The sequence below is a fragment of the Pseudomonas versuta genome, from assembly GCF_001294575.1.
Taxonomy (GTDB): Bacteria; Pseudomonadota; Gammaproteobacteria; order Pseudomonadales; family Pseudomonadaceae; genus Aquipseudomonas; species Aquipseudomonas versuta.
The window spans coordinates 631255-646550 of the sequence record NZ_CP012676.1; the positions used below are offsets into that span (position 1 = coordinate 631255).

15 protein-coding genes and 6 tRNA genes are annotated in these 15296 nt (G+C 57.3%); 16 read left to right on the forward strand and 5 right to left on the reverse strand.

Translation table 11 applies throughout. The features are described 5' to 3' along the window. Positions 1-52: 52 nt before the first annotated feature. Positions 53-808: a hypothetical protein gene (locus AOC04_RS02945; protein WP_171970551.1), complete on the reverse strand. Its 756-nt coding sequence runs from the start codon at positions 806-808 to the stop codon at positions 53-55. 308 nt (positions 809-1116) lie between these two features. Here AOC04_RS02945 and AOC04_RS02950 point away from each other — a divergent pair. The 12 genes from AOC04_RS02950 (at position 1117) to AOC04_RS03005 (ending at position 7194) form a co-directional block, all read left to right on the forward strand. Further along, positions 1117-1192: transfer RNA gene (locus AOC04_RS02950), tRNA-Glu, on the forward strand. A gap of 2 nt (positions 1193-1194) precedes the next feature. After that, positions 1195-1270, forward strand: a tRNA-Gly gene (locus AOC04_RS02955). A gap of 103 nt (positions 1271-1373) precedes the next feature. Continuing rightward, positions 1374-1449: transfer RNA gene (locus AOC04_RS02960), tRNA-Glu, on the forward strand. A 5-nt stretch (positions 1450-1454) separates the two neighbouring features. Beyond that, positions 1455-1530, forward strand: a tRNA-Gly gene (locus AOC04_RS02965). A gap of 173 nt (positions 1531-1703) precedes the next feature. Beyond that, positions 1704-1779, forward strand: a tRNA-Glu gene (locus AOC04_RS02970). A 5-nt stretch (positions 1780-1784) separates the two neighbouring features. Further along, positions 1785-1860: transfer RNA gene (locus AOC04_RS02975), tRNA-Gly, on the forward strand. A 186-nt stretch (positions 1861-2046) separates the two neighbouring features. After that, positions 2047-2988: a fatty acid desaturase gene (locus AOC04_RS02980; RefSeq protein ID WP_060691082.1), complete on the forward strand. Its 942-nt coding sequence runs from the start codon at positions 2047-2049 to the stop codon at positions 2986-2988. An 18-nt stretch (positions 2989-3006) separates the two neighbouring features. Next, a complete protein-coding gene (locus AOC04_RS02985) occupies positions 3007-3798 on the forward strand; it encodes a phosphate/phosphite/phosphonate ABC transporter substrate-binding protein (RefSeq protein WP_060691083.1) in 792 nt (263 codons plus the stop codon). A 124-nt stretch (positions 3799-3922) separates the two neighbouring features. Then, complete coding sequence (locus tag AOC04_RS02990) at positions 3923-4471, forward strand: sigma-70 family RNA polymerase sigma factor (protein WP_060691084.1); 549 nt, start codon at positions 3923-3925, stop codon at positions 4469-4471. Then, positions 4468-5490, forward strand: a complete 1023-nt coding sequence (locus tag AOC04_RS02995) for an ABC transporter substrate-binding protein (protein ID WP_060691085.1) — start codon at positions 4468-4470, stop codon at positions 5488-5490. The genes AOC04_RS02990 and AOC04_RS02995 overlap by 4 nt, the downstream gene beginning before the upstream one ends. A 22-nt stretch (positions 5491-5512) precedes the next feature. After that, positions 5513-6364, forward strand: coding sequence for an ABC transporter permease (locus AOC04_RS03000; protein ID WP_060691086.1), 852 nt, complete (start codon positions 5513-5515; stop codon positions 6362-6364). After that, positions 6361-7194 carry a quaternary amine ABC transporter ATP-binding protein gene (locus tag AOC04_RS03005; protein WP_060691087.1) on the forward strand — a complete coding sequence of 278 codons (834 nt, stop codon included), beginning with the start codon at positions 6361-6363 and terminating at the stop codon, positions 7192-7194. Before AOC04_RS03000 ends, AOC04_RS03005 begins: the two co-directional genes overlap by 4 nt. Here the strand turns inward: AOC04_RS03005 and AOC04_RS03010 are convergent. After that, positions 7187-7813 (reverse strand): alanyl-tRNA editing protein, encoded by a 627-nt coding sequence (locus tag AOC04_RS03010; protein ID WP_060691088.1) that lies wholly within the window; start codon positions 7811-7813, stop codon positions 7187-7189. The two genes, AOC04_RS03005 and AOC04_RS03010, sit on opposite strands and share 8 nt — an antisense overlap. A gap of 88 nt (positions 7814-7901) precedes the next feature. Here AOC04_RS03010 and AOC04_RS03015 point away from each other — a divergent pair, with 88 nt between their 5' ends. Continuing rightward, entirely contained in the window at positions 7902-8897 is a 996-nt protein-coding gene (locus AOC04_RS03015; protein WP_237178888.1) for a LysR family transcriptional regulator, read from the forward strand. Positions 8898-8936: 39 nt separating this feature from the next. On the opposite strand, the gene AOC04_RS03020 is transcribed toward AOC04_RS03015, so the two are convergent. Continuing rightward, on the reverse strand, positions 8937-9353 hold the full coding sequence (locus tag AOC04_RS03020; RefSeq protein WP_060691089.1) for a PA2817 family protein: 417 nt from the start codon (positions 9351-9353) through the stop codon (positions 8937-8939). 62 nt (positions 9354-9415) lie between these two features. Next, complete coding sequence (locus AOC04_RS03025) at positions 9416-11863, reverse strand: acyl-CoA dehydrogenase (protein ID WP_060691090.1); 2448 nt, start codon at positions 11861-11863, stop codon at positions 9416-9418. A 151-nt stretch (positions 11864-12014) separates the two neighbouring features. On the opposite strand from AOC04_RS03025, the gene AOC04_RS03030 reads away from it, so the two are divergent. The 3 genes from AOC04_RS03030 to AOC04_RS03040 all read left to right on the forward strand — a co-directional run bounded on the left by AOC04_RS03030 (position 12015) and on the right by AOC04_RS03040 (position 14493). Further along, a complete protein-coding gene (locus AOC04_RS03030; RefSeq protein WP_060691091.1) occupies positions 12015-12638 on the forward strand; it encodes a glutathione S-transferase family protein in 624 nt (207 codons plus the stop codon). A 146-nt stretch (positions 12639-12784) separates the two neighbouring features. Then, positions 12785-13717 carry an ABC transporter ATP-binding protein gene (locus AOC04_RS03035; protein WP_060691092.1) on the forward strand — a complete coding sequence of 311 codons (933 nt, stop codon included), beginning with the start codon at positions 12785-12787 and terminating at the stop codon, positions 13715-13717. Further along, the gene (locus AOC04_RS03040) at positions 13714-14493 is read left to right on the forward strand and encodes an ABC transporter permease (RefSeq protein ID WP_060691093.1); all 780 of its coding nucleotides are present in this window, start codon (positions 13714-13716) and stop codon (positions 14491-14493) included. The genes AOC04_RS03035 and AOC04_RS03040 overlap by 4 nt, the downstream gene beginning before the upstream one ends. 215 nt (positions 14494-14708) lie before the next feature. Here the strand turns inward: AOC04_RS03040 and AOC04_RS03045 are convergent, their stop codons facing one another. Then, complete coding sequence (locus AOC04_RS03045) at positions 14709-15224, reverse strand: DUF2062 domain-containing protein (RefSeq protein ID WP_060691094.1); 516 nt, start codon at positions 15222-15224, stop codon at positions 14709-14711. Between the last annotated feature and the right edge of the window lie 72 nt (positions 15225-15296).

Here is a 15296-nt window from a genome sequence, read left to right on the forward strand (position 1 = left end):
GCCAGGCAATCCCGGCTCCTGCGGGGTTTGACATGGGTTGATGTGTAGACCCTCAGTCGTAAATGGCTTTCTTCTTCCAGTCCCCTTCAATCTCGTCTGTTCGAAGCCCCTCGGTCAGTTCATTGACCTCCTGGGTCGACGGCTCAAGGTTGTTCTGCAATATCGCGTTAGCTCGGGCCAGCTGTGCTTCAAAAGCCTTTAACTGGCTGCTGTAGAGCGCGTCAGGCTGTTTGCGCAGGTATTGCGCGCCACGCTCAAAGGCAAGCCGTGCCTGGCCAGGCTGGTTCTGCTGCAGCGCCAACTGGCCAAGGTTGTTGAAGAACTCGATATGCAAAATCACCAGCAGGTGACGAATTTCTTTGAGCCACTGCTTGGCCTCGTTGCTCGCCAGTCCCCGATCCTTGGCTGCGCGGGTCACCTGACCGTGCAAGGTTTCCAGCAGAAAGCGCGCGTCTTTGGCTTTGGCTTCAGTGAGAATCGGGCGGGGAGGGTTGTTGACCGGTATCGAGTCGCCTTTGGCAACCAGGGCTTCAAGCTCGGCCACCCGCGCTTTCAGCGGGACACTGGATTTGTTCAGGAGTAATAGACGCTGTGTAGCGTTGAGCTCCAGCCGGGTCAGCAGAAGTTTGAGGCCGGGTGACATCATTTGCCCTGGAAATGTCTCGTTTACCTCGCTGCAGCGCCGGATACGATCATTGAACTCGACCTTGAGACGGGCTTTTTCCAGTTTGTTGTTTTCCACCACATGGTTTATGTAACCAATGGCGATCAATAGTACGATCCCGGCTATGACAAGCAGGGTGATCATGGAAGGAGTCAACGTTAGAACCTCTTCGGGGTGGTCTGCCGGCTCTATAAGAAAGAAGCTGGGAATCGATAGGTGCAAATTGCCATCACTCAGGCCGACCAATCATAACGCCTTGCAGGATGACGGAATATAGATGTCAGAGGTTCGGCGACATACAGCGCATGAAAAAGCCGAAAGAAGAGGGAAGTCATTGATTTCAATATATTTTAAGAATGGGGTTGACGACTTCCCAATCCATCCCTAGAATGCGCGCCAATTGCAGCGTAAAGCGAACAGCCAAACGCATGTGACCAGTGAAGTTGTAGCGTGTCCCCTTCGTCTAGTGGCCTAGGACACCGCCCTTTCACGGCGGTAACAGGGGTTCGAGTCCCCTAGGGGACGCCACTGCGGGAATAGCTCAGTTGGTAGAGCACGACCTTGCCAAGGTCGGGGTCGCGAGTTCGAGTCTCGTTTCCCGCTCCATTTTTAAGCAATCACGCTCTAGGGCGGGGTTGAGTGAAAGCCAAAGCATTAACTTCGGTAAATGCGGTTGGCACTGAAATATACAGCGTATGTTTCGGGCAACGTCCCCTTCGTCTAGTGGCCTAGGACACCGCCCTTTCACGGCGGTAACAGGGGTTCGAGTCCCCTAGGGGACGCCATTATTGCGGGAATAGCTCAGTTGGTAGAGCACGACCTTGCCAAGGTCGGGGTCGCGAGTTCGAGTCTCGTTTCCCGCTCCAAATTTTGTTTTTTGGAGCTACGCATAGTCCAGGAAACATGAAAAATCAGCCATTGGCTGTTTTTTTTTGCTTCACCCAGCAACTTTGTTTCGACAAGGTTGAGTGAAAAGTCAGAGCGATAACTCCGGTTAATGCGGCTGACACTGAAATGTACAGTGTATGTTTCGGGCAACGTCCCCTTCGTCTAGTGGCCTAGGACACCGCCCTTTCACGGCGGTAACAGGGGTTCGAGTCCCCTAGGGGACGCCATTATTGCGGGAATAGCTCAGTTGGTAGAGCACGACCTTGCCAAGGTCGGGGTCGCGAGTTCGAGTCTCGTTTCCCGCTCCAAATTTTGTTTTTTGGAGCTACGCAGTTGCAAAAAACACCAGAAAGCAGCCTTAGGGCTGCTTTTTGCGTTTCAGCGTTTTAATCCCCCGGTATCCCGCCAAACGCTCTAAGCCCATAACCAAACGATCTGCAAGAAAAGTACGACTTACGCCACAGATGGATTCAAACCCGTGTTGAGTTCTTCAGATGTCGCATTACTTCGATAGCGCCCAGCGCCGGGACATCCTGGCCTTGTCCCGCACATTCACCGGCCGCACCCAATGGCCCACGTGGTTACTGTTGATTGCCGTGCCCGGCGCATGGTTTGCCTTGATGCTCGGCAGCCCGGTCATAGGTCCGTGGTGGACGACCGGTTTGTTGATTCCGGTAGTGGTGCTGTGGATGTCGCTGCAGCACGAGTTGCTGCACGGTCATCCCACCCGCTTTGAGTGGTTCAACAAGCTGCTGGGCTATGCCCCATTTGCCGTGTGGTACCCGTACACCTTGTACCGTGACAGCCATTTGTTGCATCACCGCGACCATGATCTGACCGTGCCGGGGGTTGATCCCGAAAGCCGCTACTTGAGCCGGGCGCGCTGGCAAGGCAGCTCTAAAGTGCTGCGCGGCGTGCTCTGGTTGAACAAAACCGTGCTTGGACGACTACTGCTGGGGGCGCCGCTATCCTTGGCCGGCCTGGCTGGACAAGAACTGCAGCGCTTGCGCAGGGGGGATGCACAGGCCTGGTGCATGTGGCTGACCCATGGCTGCGTGACGTTGCTGATGTTTGCGTTTATTGCCCGCTACAGTGAAGTGACAGTTTGGCAGTATGTGTTTTCTGTCAGTGTGCCAGCGCTGTCGGTGGGCGCCATTCGCTCCTTTTATGAACATCGGCCCGCTTTACGTCCCGAGCAGCGCACGGTGCTGAACGAGGCAGGCTTGCCCTGGACTTGGCTGTTCCTGAATCTGAACCTGCATCTGGTGCACCATGATTTGCCGGGTTTGCCATGGTTTTACTTGCCCGGAATCTATCAGGCGCGGCGTGCCCAATGGCAGCAGCGCAGTGGCGGCTTTCTGGTGCGCGGGTATGGCGAATTGATTCGTGGTCACGGCCTGCAGCCGATTGATAGCCCGCAGCACCCATTCAGTTGAATTCACAGGGAGCACCCGATGCCGGGATGTTATGCAGAACTCGCGATGTACGTTGCGCCGCAACCTGTACAGGTCGCCAGTGAGCAGTGGCTGACTCGAATTGTGGCGTTACTGGATGCACCGCGTCGTGATGGACGGGGGCTGGAGTTGCTGGAGTTGTTCCGGTCCCCGGATCTGTTGCTCACCCAGACCTGTGGTTACCCGCTGATGACCCTGTTACGCGGTCAGGTGCAGTTGGTGGGTCGCCCGCGCTATGAGCTGAACCACAGCAGTGCGGGCAACCACTGCAGTTTGATCGTCAGTCGCGCTACCGACCCGCGTATCGATTTGGCTGACTTCAAGGGCAGCCGCGGGGTAATCAACGACCGGCATTCCAACAGCGGTATGAACTTGTTTCGTCACCGTCTGGCACCGTTGCAGCAGGGCGGGCGATTCTTTGCCAGTGTGGCGGTCAGCGGTGCACATCAACAAAGCCTGCGCCATGTGCGTGAAGGATGGGCTGACCTGGCTTGCATCGACAGTGTCACCTTTGATTGTCTGGCCCGCTACGCCCCGGCTGAAGTCGCCGGGCTACGTCTGGTGGCACGTACCGCGACCAGCCCGACCTTGCCTTACATCACCGCGCTCGACACCGGGCGCGTCGGGGCAGAGCAGATTCGCCGGGCAATGAATCAGGCTTTGCAGCAATTGCCGCAGGTCAGGGCTGTATTGGGCGTGCAGGAAGTATTGCCGGTCAGCGAAGCGGATTATCAACCTGTGCTCGATCTTCAGCGAGTCGCCACTGATTGTGGGTATGAAGTGCTGGCTTAGAGTTTTGTTAGTTCAATAACGAATAACTAAATGTGTTTTTAATATTTAAATTGAATAAAGGCCTTTGGTAGGATCGCCGCACCGGATCACCGGACATACTGTTTTTACTTCTTTTGGAGCCTTTATGTCCGGCGCCGACACCTCTCACCAAGACTATGTGGGTCTGCTTTATCGCACCCACCATGCCTGGCTGCAGGCGCTTTTGCGCCGCTACCCTGGTTCCAGCAGCTACGCTGAAGACATTGCGGCCGATACCTTTACCCAGCTTTTGACCGCCGGGCAGGGGATGTCGATCCGCGAACCCCGTGCCCTTTTGACCACCATTGCCCGACGTTTGATTTATCAGCGCTGGCGCCGCCGAGATGTGGAACAGGCGTATCTAATGAAGATGCAGCATGAGGCTCCCGCGTACTCGCCATCACCTGAGGCGCTGACTCAGGTTGATCAGGCCTTGCAGGTGGTTGAAGCGCAGCTCCAGGGTTTGCCGCAAAAGGTTCGGAACACTTTCCTGCTCTCCAGGGTCAATGGTCTTACGTATCCAGAAATAGCGGCGCAATTGGGTATTTCCCGGCGCTCCGTCAGCGATTACATGAGCCTTGCGCTTGGCCGCTGCTTGATAAACGACGCTGTACTGCCGAAAAAAAGCCCCTCCATAACAAGAGACTCGCTATGAACAACCTTAAACAATGGCTCGGCGGCACGCTGCTGGCACTGGGGATCGCAACGCAACCGGTATTGGCCGCACCTGCGGCTGCACCTGTGCACTTCGGTGATATCACTTGGGAAAGCGGCAGCTTTATCACGGAAGTACTGCGTTTGATTACCGAAAAAGGCTACGGCGTTGAGACGGACACCCTGCCTGGCAGTACCGTTAGCCTTGAGGCCGCGCTGGCCAAAAATGATATCCAGGTGATTGGCGAAGAATGGGCGGGGCGCAGCCCTGTGTGGCTCAAGGCCCAAGCAGAAGGCAAAGTGTTCGGTGTGGGCGACATCGTCAAAAACGCCAGTGAAGGCTGGTGGGTACCGGAGTATGTGGTCAAGGGCGACCCTGAAAAAGGTATCAAGGCCGTGGCTCCCGACTTGAAGTCGGTGAGCGACCTGGCGCGCTATAAAGATGTATTTCGCGATCAGGAAGACCCGAGCCGCGGGCGCTTTCTCAATAGCCCGACCGGCTGGACCTCTGAAATCGTCAACAGCCAAAAGCTCAAGGCTTACGGTCTGGACAAAGACTATGTGAACTTCCGCACCGGCTCCGGTGCTGCTCTGGATGCAGAAGTCAGCTCCTCGATCCGGCGTGGCAAGCCCGTGTTGTTTTACTACTGGTCGCCAACCCCGCTGATTGGGCGCTACAAACTGATCAAGCTGGAGGAGCCTGCGTTTGATGCCGAGGCCTGGAAAACCCTGGCTGACGCCAACAACCCCAATCCCAAAGGCACGCGCTCTTTGCCGGCAAAACTGGCCATTGGCGTATCGGCCCCCTTTAAAGCGCAATACCCGCAGTTAGTGGAGTTCTACGAAAAGGTCGATTTCCCAATCGACCTGTTGAATACCACCCTGGCCGGGATGAGCGAAAAACGTACCGAGCCACGTAAGGCGGCTGAAGCCTTTTTACGTGACCAGCCGCAGATCTGGCATGCCTGGGTCACCCCCGACGCTGCGACCAAGGTCGATGCGGCCCTCAAAGCGGATTAACGCGTTCAATCAAGAGCACTGAATGTTCCCTGAAAATTTGACGTTTTCCATCGCAGGCTGGGTCAATGACGGCGTTGATGCCCTGGTGAGCAATTACGGGGATGTGTTCCGGCACATCTCCGACACCTTGCTCTGGGCCATTATCAACCTCGAAAACCTGCTGCGCCTGACCCCATGGTGGCTGATGCTGGCCATTGTCGGCGCCATCGGCTGGCACGCCACCCGTAAAGTCCTCAGTACGTTGCTGATTGTCGGCCTGCTGTTTCTGGTGGGGGCTGTCGGCCTGTGGGACAAGCTCATGCAGACCCTGGCGCTGATGATGGTGGCCACGGTTATTTCCGTGTTGCTGGGTATTCCGCTGGGGATTCTGGCGGCCCGTAACAATCGCTTGCGTGCGGTAATGATGCCGCTGCTGGACATCATGCAAACCATGCCCAGCTTTGTGTACCTGATACCCGTGCTGATGCTGTTCGGGCTGGGCAAGGTGCCGGCGATTTTTGCCACGGTGATTTATGCCGTGCCACCCCTGATCCGCCTGACGGATCTGGGCCTGCGCCAGGTTGACCGTGAGGTGATGGAGGCGATCAACGCCTTTGGTGCCAACCCGTGGCAACAATTGTTCGGCGTGCAATTGCCGCTGGCGATGCCCAGCATCATGGCGGGTGTTAACCAGACCACCATGATGGCGCTGTCGATGGTGGTAATCGCCTCAATGATCGGTGCCCGGGGGCTGGGTGAAGATGTACTGGTGGGCATTCAGACCCTCAATGTGGGCAAGGGGCTGGAAGCCGGACTGGCGATTGTCATTCTGGCTGTGGTCATCGATCGCATCACCCAGGCCTATGGCCGCCCTCGGCAAGGGGAGCAAAAATGACGGTGGCGGTGCATGACAAGATCGAGTTGCGCAACGTTTTCAAGGTGTTTGGTCACCGCGAAAAAGAAGTCATGGCGCTGATTCGTGAAGGCAAAAGCAAGGATCAAGTGTTGGCACAAACCGGTTGTGTGGTGGGGGTCAATGATCTGTCCCTGACGATCCGTGCGGCAGAAGTGTTCGTCATTATGGGCTTGTCCGGCTCGGGCAAGTCGACGCTGGTGCGGCACTTGAATCGCCTGATCGATCCCACCAGCGGCCAGATCCTGGTGGACGGTGAAAACATCCTGGATTACGACATGCCTGCCTTGCGCCAGTTTCGACGGCACAAAATCAGCATGGTGTTTCAGAGTTTTGGCCTGCTGCCCCATCGCAATGTGCTGGAAAACGTTGCATACGGCCTCAAGGTGCGCGGCGAGAGCAAGGCGCAGTGCGATGAGCGGGCACGACACTGGATCTCGGTGGTTGGGCTGCAGGGGTATGAGCAGGCTTTTGTGCCGCAGCTGTCGGGGGGGATGCGCCAGCGCGTAGGTCTGGCGCGGGCTTTGGCGGCGGACACGGACATCATCCTGATGGACGAGGCGTTCAGCGCGCTCGATCCGTTGATCCGTGCAGAAATGCAGGATCAACTGATGGAGCTACAACAAACCCTGCAAAAAACCATTGTCTTTATTACCCACGATCTGGACGAAGCGCTGCGCATTGGTAATCGCATCGCCATGCTCAAGGACGGGCAGTTGATTCAGGTAGGCATGCCGCAGGAAATCCTGCTGACGCCTGCGGATGACTACGTTGACCGTTTTGTGCAGCGTCACCGGGCCAGGCTTATTTGACCTCGTAGCGAACGGACAGCACGCCCTTTTTCTGGCTGATCGATAGCACGCTGACGGCATGTAGCGCAGCCAGTGAGCGGACATGAGTGCCGCCACACGGATAACCTGGCAAGTCGCCAAAGCGCACAACCCGTTGCCCGCTATCGTGCTGCATGTGCCTTGGCAAGTCGGCTCTGATCCATTGCTCAAGGTGCTGCTCGATGGTTTCGGGCTCCAGTGGTTGCGCGTTATCGCCGGGGGTAAAACTCACCCGGCATTCGCCCGGCCAGTGGTGGGCTTTGGTGGGTACCCAGCCAGACTGCTCACCCAGTACGCCAATCAAGTGCCCGGCCGAGTGCAGGCGCGCGTTTAGATGGCGGCGTGTGGCGTCAACCGCTGCCCGTGCCCGGCCGGGCAAAACCGGCTGTTTAACGTAATGCACGATGCCGTCCTGTTCTTGCAGCACTTTCACCACTTCAGTGTCTGCAATCCAGCCTGTATCGCAAGGCTGCCCGCCGCCCTGGGGATGGAAGGGGGTGGCATTGAGAACCACTGCAAAGCCGTCTTCATGAGGCGTGCAGCTGATGACGTCGACCTCTGCGGTCAGTGCGTCGTCGGTAAAAAACAGGCGTTCGGTCATGGCTATATCCAGGGGGAGTACTTTTTTCCAGTATAGGGATGGCGCCTGGGTGTGATAATCCATGCAAATTTCAATGGACCTGTGCGCCGTGAGCATAAATCTTCCGCTGTCGTTGTTGGCTGAGATGGTGATTTTCGTAAAGGTGGTCGAGGCCGGGAGTTTCTCCGGCGCGGCGCGCCAACTGACGATGTCGCCCTCAGCGGTAAGCCGCAGTATTTCTCGGCTGGAAAAAGCCCTTGCTATCCGTTTGCTGCAGCGCACCACGCGCAAGTTGCGCCTGAGCGAGGGGGGCGAAGAAGTGTTCAAGCGCTGCCTTGAGGTGACGGGCGCAGCGCAGTCGGTGATGGATTTGAGCGGGCGCTTTACCCAGGAGGCCGAAGGGCTGATCCGGGTCAGCGTGCCCAAAGCGGTGGGCCGCTATGTGATTCACCCGCATATGCCCGAGTTTTTGCGGCGCTATCCCGGGGTTGATGTGCAACTGATTCTGGAAGATCGCTATGTTGACCTGATCGATGACAACGTTGACCTGAGCCTGCGCATTACCGACCAGCCGCCCCCGGGGCTGGTGGGGCGTCAGTTGTTTGTGATTGAACACTTGCTGTGTGCCACCCCGCAGTATCTAGCCGAGCATGGAGTGCCGCTACAACCGGAGGACTTGCTTGATCACAGTTGCATTTATCTGGGGGAAACCCCCGCGGATGCGCGCTGGAAGTTCAGGCAAGGCAGCAAGTCAGTGACAGTCGGAGTGCGTGGCCGTTATGCGGCCAACCACACAGGCGTAAGGCTGGACGCGGTGCTGCAGCATATCGGGATTGGCAGCCTGCCGTATTTCACGGCGTGTCAGGCGCTGGAGCAGGGGTTGATCGTGCAAGTGCTGCCGGCGTGGAATTTCATCGCCTCATACCACGGCGCTGCCTGGCTGTTGCATACCCCTTCGCGCTACATGCCACCCAAGTTGCGGGTGTTTATCGATTATCTGGTGGATCGACTGGCGCAAGAGCCGGTGCGGCCACTGCAAGAGGCAGGCTCAAGCTGCGCGGCCAGCGGGATCAGCGGGCAGGGTACAAAAAAGCCCGCCAGGTAAACCGGGCGGGCTTTTTGAATCGGGCGTCTGGCGCGTCAATCAGTGTTGTGGGCTGTCTTCGTTGGTCGGCAGCGCCATAAATTGCTTTTCCTGGTTCCAGTCGAATGGCTCGCCGTTTTGTTCGGCTTTGAAGCGACGTTCTTCCAGCGCTTCGTACATATCCAGTTCTTCATCGGACAAGAAGTTAAAGCACGCGCCGCCGAAGAACCACAGCAAATCACGTGGCACCAGGTGGGCGATTTGCGGGTAGCGTTCGATCACTTGGCACAGGATGTCCTGGCCCAGATACTGGCTGCTGTCAAAATCAGTCAGCAGGCCGCTTTTCATTTCATCGAAGCGTTCCAGGAACAGGGCATGGCTTTCTTCCGGGATCTGTTCGGCATCACCGACAGCAACCAGAATGCTGCGCAACATATCGAGCAGGGCCAGGTTGTGGTTGAGATCGTTGGTGGCCATTGTGTTGTCCTCTAGAGCAAAACGGGCGCCGGAGTATAAAGCCCCCGGCGCCCGCTGTCCTGCTAGCGAATTTTTCCTTCGCTGTGAGTGAGCTGCTCTTTGCTGAAATCATCCACATCAATCACCTTGCGCCGTGCGGCTTCAGCCACACGCAGGGTCTGGGCTTCAGCCGGTTGCAGCACGCCTGCCTGCAATGCCGAATCGATGGACGGTTCACCGGCTGCCGGTTTGACCTGACCGCTTTTCAACGCATCGTGGAGTTTTTTGTGCAGCGGATGTGCTGCGTTGAGCAGGTCGCAGGCGTGTTGCAGGGCGCCTACCGCATCATCCGGTGACTGCGGGCGATAACAACCGGCCAGCACTGCTTCCAGGGCCGGATCGCCTTTAGTACGGCCCAGCACGGCGGCCACTTCAGCATCCAGTGCGTCCGATGGCCCGGTATGGCGACGGCCAAACGGGAACACCACCAACCGCAGCGCACAGCCCAGCGCACGGTTCGGGAAGTTTTTCAGCAGTTCGTCCAGCGCGCGCTCGGCGTGACCCAGACTTTCTTCCATGGCCCATCTGAGCAGCGGGCTGAGGTACTCGGGGGAGTCCAGGTCGTGATAGCGCTTCAGGGCAGCCGAGGCCAGATACATATGGCTGAGCACATCACCCAGACGCGCCGACAAGCGTTCGCGACGTTTAAGTTCGCCGCCGAGCAGCATCATGCTCAGGTCGGCCAGCATCGCGAAGGCTGCAGCCTGGCGGTTCAGTGCACGGAAGTAGCCCTGGCTCAGGGCATTGCCGGGGGCGTGTTCAAAGCGGCCAAAGCCCAGGTTCAGCACCAGGGTGCTGGCGGCATTACTGACGGCAAAACCGATGTGCTTGAGCAGCAGGTCATCAAACTCCAGCAAGGCCTGATGTTTGTCTTCGCGTCCGGCCAGCGCCATTTCCTTGAGTACGAAGGGGTGGCAGCGAATTGCACCCTGACCAAAAATCATCAGGTTGCGCGACAGAATGTTCGCACCTTCCACGGTGATGAAGATCGGTGCGCCCTGCCAGTTGCGACCCAGATAGTTGTTGGGCCCCATGATGATGCCCTTGCCGCCATGCACGTCCATGGCGTGGCCGATACATTCACGCCCGCGTTCGGTGAGGTGGTATTTGAGAATGGCCGACAGCACCGAAGGTTTCTCGCCCAGATCCACGGCATTGGCAGTCAGCATGCGCGCGCTGTCCATCAGCCAGGCATTGCCGCCAATCCGGGCCAGAGCTTCCTGAATACCCTCAAAAGCGGCCAGGGGGACATTGAACTGTTCGCGCACCTGAGCGTACTGGCCGGTCACCAAGCTGGTGAACTTGGCAGCGCCAGTGCCTACGGCCGGTAGTGAAATAGAGCGCCCGACCGACAGGCAATTCATCAACATCATCCAGCCTTTGCCGAGCATGTCCTGGCCACCGATCAGGTAGTCCAGCGGGATGAACACGTCTTTGCCCGAGTTCGGGCCATTCATGAATGCCGCGCCCAATGGCAAGTGCCGGCGCCCGATCTCAACCCCCGGGGTGTCAGTGGGGATCAATGCCAAGCTGATGCCCAGGTCTTCTTTGTCACCCAGCAGGTGCTCCGGGTCGTGGGCCTTGAACGCCAGCCCCAGCAGCGTGGCGACAGGGCCCAGGGTGATGTAGCGCTTTTCCCAGTTCAGGCGCAGGCCAAGAACTTCTTCGCCCTGCCACTGGCCTTTGCAAATTATCCCGGTATCGGGCATGGCGCCCGCATCGGAGCCTGCGAGGGGGCCGGTAAGAGCAAAGCAGGGGATGTCATCGCCGCGGGCCAGGCGCGGCAGGTAGTGGTTGCGCTGCTCGTCGGTGCCATAATGCAGCAGCAGTTCAGCCGGGCCCAGTGAGTTGGGCACCATTACTGTCGAAGCGAGATCACCGCTGCGAGTGGCAAGTTTCATCGCCACCTGGGAGTGGGCATAGGCCGAGAAGCCTTTGCCGCCGAACTCTTTGGGAATGATCAGCGCAAAGAAGCCATGGGTTTTGATATGGGCCCAGGCCTCGGGCGGCAAATCCATGGCCTGACCGATTTCCCAGTCGCTGACCATTGCACACAGTTCTTCGGTCGGGCCATCGATGAAGGCCTGTTCTTCTTCAGTCAGTTGCGCTTTGGGGTAGGCCAGCAGTTGCTCCCAGTCGGGGCGGCCACTGAACAGCTCGCCATCCCACCATACGGTCCCGGCATCGATGGCATCGCGTTCGGTTTGCGACATGGGCGGCAGGGTTTTTTGAAACCAGTTGAACAGCGGTGCGGTGAACACCTTGCGACGCAGGTCGGGCAACAGCAGCAGAGCTGCGGGAGCCGCCAGTAACACCCACAGAATAGCCAGCAACCAGCCTGGTACATGGCCGATGACGCCCATGGCCAGCAGATAAATCGCCACCACGGCCATTGCCGTCAGGGGCGCAACACGGCGATGGGCCAACCAGGCTACGCCTACGATCAAAACCAGTATCCACAACAACAGCATATTCAATCCCCCGTGAAACCAGAGTCAGACACCCTTGTGAGCTTAGTCGCAACTCCTGATCAAGGTAGTTGCATTAGTGACCTCGTGCGGGAGACGGAGTTCGACGTCACGGCGTAGACTCCTGTGGCGTCTATCAATCAGGAGTCGAGTCATGCTGAAAGTGTGGGGTCGCAAGAATTCGTCAAATGTCAGAAAGGCATTGTGGTGTATTGAAGAGCTGGCATTGCCCTACAGCCGGGAAGAGGCGGGGGGAGCGTTTGGAGTGGTCAACAGTCCGCAATACAGGGCGTTGAACCCAAATGGCCAGGTGCCGACGATTGACGATGACGGCTTTGTGTTGTGGGAATCGAACACCATCGTGCGTTATCTGGCTGCCCAATATGGAGCGGATACTTCCTGGTATCCAACCGATCCCCGGGTGCGCGCTCAAGCCGATAAATGGATGGACTGGACGAGCACATCGTTTGCCGGAGCCTTCCGCCCGTTATTTTGGGGTGTCTTGCGCACGCCGGCCGAGCAGCAGGACTGGGTGGCAATCAATGCCGCCATCACGGCCTGCGCGCAATTACTGCAGATTGTGGATCAGGCCCTGTCTGAAACCCCCTACTTGTCGGGGGATGAAATCGGTATGGGCGATATTCCGCTGGGTTCGTTCATTTATGCCTGGTTTGAAATGCCCATCGAGCGTCCGTCCCTGCCGCACTTAAGTGACTGGTATGAACGTTTGAAGCTGCGTCCCGCCTACCGCAGTGCAGTCATGACTGCGTTGACCTGATAGCCACTATTAATACGAGCGACTGTACTTGTGCGGCCGGGCCAAGCACCATACGTGGTGTTCAGAGGCCTTGCCGGACTCGTCTTACAGACAGTCAGTCCTTGTTTGGCCATCTCCCTTTCCTTCATCTTGGTGCGTAATCCGATATGAGTTCCGCTCTGTCCATACGGCAGCTAACCAAAACCTACGGCAACGGTTTCCAGGCCCTGAGTGGTATCGATCTGGATGTTGCTGAAGGTGACTTTTTTGCCTTGCTGGGCCCCAACGGCGCCGGCAAATCCACCACCATTGGCATTCTCTCTACCTTGGTCAACAAGACCAGCGGCACCGTGAATATCTTCGGCCATGATCTCGATCGGGAACCTGCCGCGCTCAAGCGCTGTATTGGCGTGGTGCCGCAGGAGTTCAACTTCAACCAGTTTGAAAAGACCTTCGATATCGTGGTGACTCAGGCCGGCTATTACGGCATCCCGCCGAAAATCGCCAAGGAACGCGCCGAGAAGTACCTGACGCAACTGGGGCTCTGGGACAAGCGCGAAACCCCTTCGCGCTCGTTGTCGGGTGGCATGAAGCGTCGCCTGATGATCGCCCGGGCACTGGTGCACGAGCCGCGCCTGTTGATTCTCGACGAGCCGACTGCGGGGGTGGACATCGAGCTGCGCCGTTCGATGTGGACCTTCCTAACTGAATTGAATGAGCAGGGCACCACCATCATCCTCACCACCCACTATCTGGAAGAGGCTGAGCAGCTGTGCCGCAACATCGGGATCATCGATCACGGCACCATTGTCGAGAACACCAGCATGCGTCAACTGCTGGGCCAGCTGCACGTCGAGACCTTTTTGCTTGATCTGAAGAACCCCCAGACCGTGCCGGTGCAACTGATCGGTTATCCGAGCCAGCTGCTCGACGATCACACCCTGGAAGTACAGGTGGATAAAGCGGTGGGTATTACCGGTCTGTTCACTCAATTGGCCGCTCAAAATGTTGAAGTGGTCAGCCTGCGTAATAAAACCAATCGTCTTGAGGAGTTATTCGTGTCGCTGGTCGAGAAAAACCTGGCAAAGGTGGCGATATGAGCTCGGAGCTGCGCCCCAACCTGATTGCGTTGAACACCATTATTTATCGTGAGGTGCGGCGTTTTACCCGCATCTGGCCGCAAACCTTGCTGCCGCCTGCGATCACCATGGTTTTGTACTTTGTGATCTTCGGTAACCTGATTGGTCGGCAAATCGGTGATATGGGTGGTTTCACCTATATGGAGTACATCGTGCCGGGTCTGATCATGATGTCGGTGATCACCAACTCCTACGGCAACGTGGTATCGAGCTTCTTTGGTGCCAAGTTTCAGCGTTCGATTGAAGAGTTGATGGTCTCGCCAGTATCACCGCACACTATTTTGATCGGCTTTACCGTGGGCGGCATTCTGCGCGGGTTGATGGTCGGTGTGATCGTGACCCTGCTGTCGCTGTTCTTCACCCATTTGCAGGTGCATCACCTGGGCCTGACCATTGTGGTGGTGGTGCTGACGGCGACAATCTTCTCGCTGCTGGGGTTTATCAACGCAGTATTTGCACGCAACTTTGACGATATCTCGATAATCCCGACATTCGTGCTGACACCGCTGACCTACCTGGGCGGGGTGTTTTATTCGATTAGCCTGCTGCCGCCGTTCTGGCAGACCGTGTCGCTGGCCAACCCGGTGCTGCACATGGTGAACGCCTTCCGTTACGGCATTCTTGGCGTTTCGGACATCAAGATCAGCGTAGCCCTGACCTTTATGGTGGTGGCGACGATCGTGCTGTACATCGCCTGCGCCCGCTTGCTGGTCAGTGGGCGTGGCATGCGCCAGTAGTCGCCCTGCAGCATGAAAAGGCCCCGTAACGGTAATGCTGTTCATATAAGTAAACCCTGCGTTGTAGGAGCGAGCTTGCCTCGCGATGATTGTTAACGAGAATGCGTGTTTGCAGGTTAAACACGGCGTTCCCGAGGCCATCGCGAGACAAGCTCGCTCCTACAGTTGAGATAGCAGTCGTTTAAGTGAACGGCATTACCTTTTAAGGGGCCTTTTCATGGGTGCTTGTTTTTGCGCCGCTTCCATTGGCGGCTGACCCACCAACGCCAATACAGCTGGGTCAGGCAGTAGGCCAGTGCGCCCAGCACAACGCCGCAGACCACGGACCCCAGCAAAAATGGCTGCCATAGCGTGCTCAACTGGCTGCTGATCCACTCCCAGGTCAGTTTGTCGGGCAGCGAGCGGGCAGGGACGTTCATCAGCCATGCCCCCATCTTGTATGTGCAATAGAACACGGGCGGCATTGTGATCGGGTTGGTCAGCCACACCAGACTCACCGAAATCGGCATGTTGCTGCGAACCGTGATCGCCAGAAAAGCCGCCAGCAGCATCTGGAAGGGGATGGGGATAAACGCGGCAAAGATCCCCACCGCCATTGCGCGAGAGACGGAATGTCGATTGAGGTGCCAGAGATTGGGGTCGTGCAGCAAGGTGCCCAAAAAGCGTAAGGACTTGTGTTCCCTGATGCTGGCCGGATCCGGCATGTAACGTTTGAAAATTCGCCGTGGCATAGGCTTCTCGCTCGGAGCAAGGGGGCAGTATGCCCAAGTTCGGAGATCCGCCCGTTTAGACTTTGTGACAAA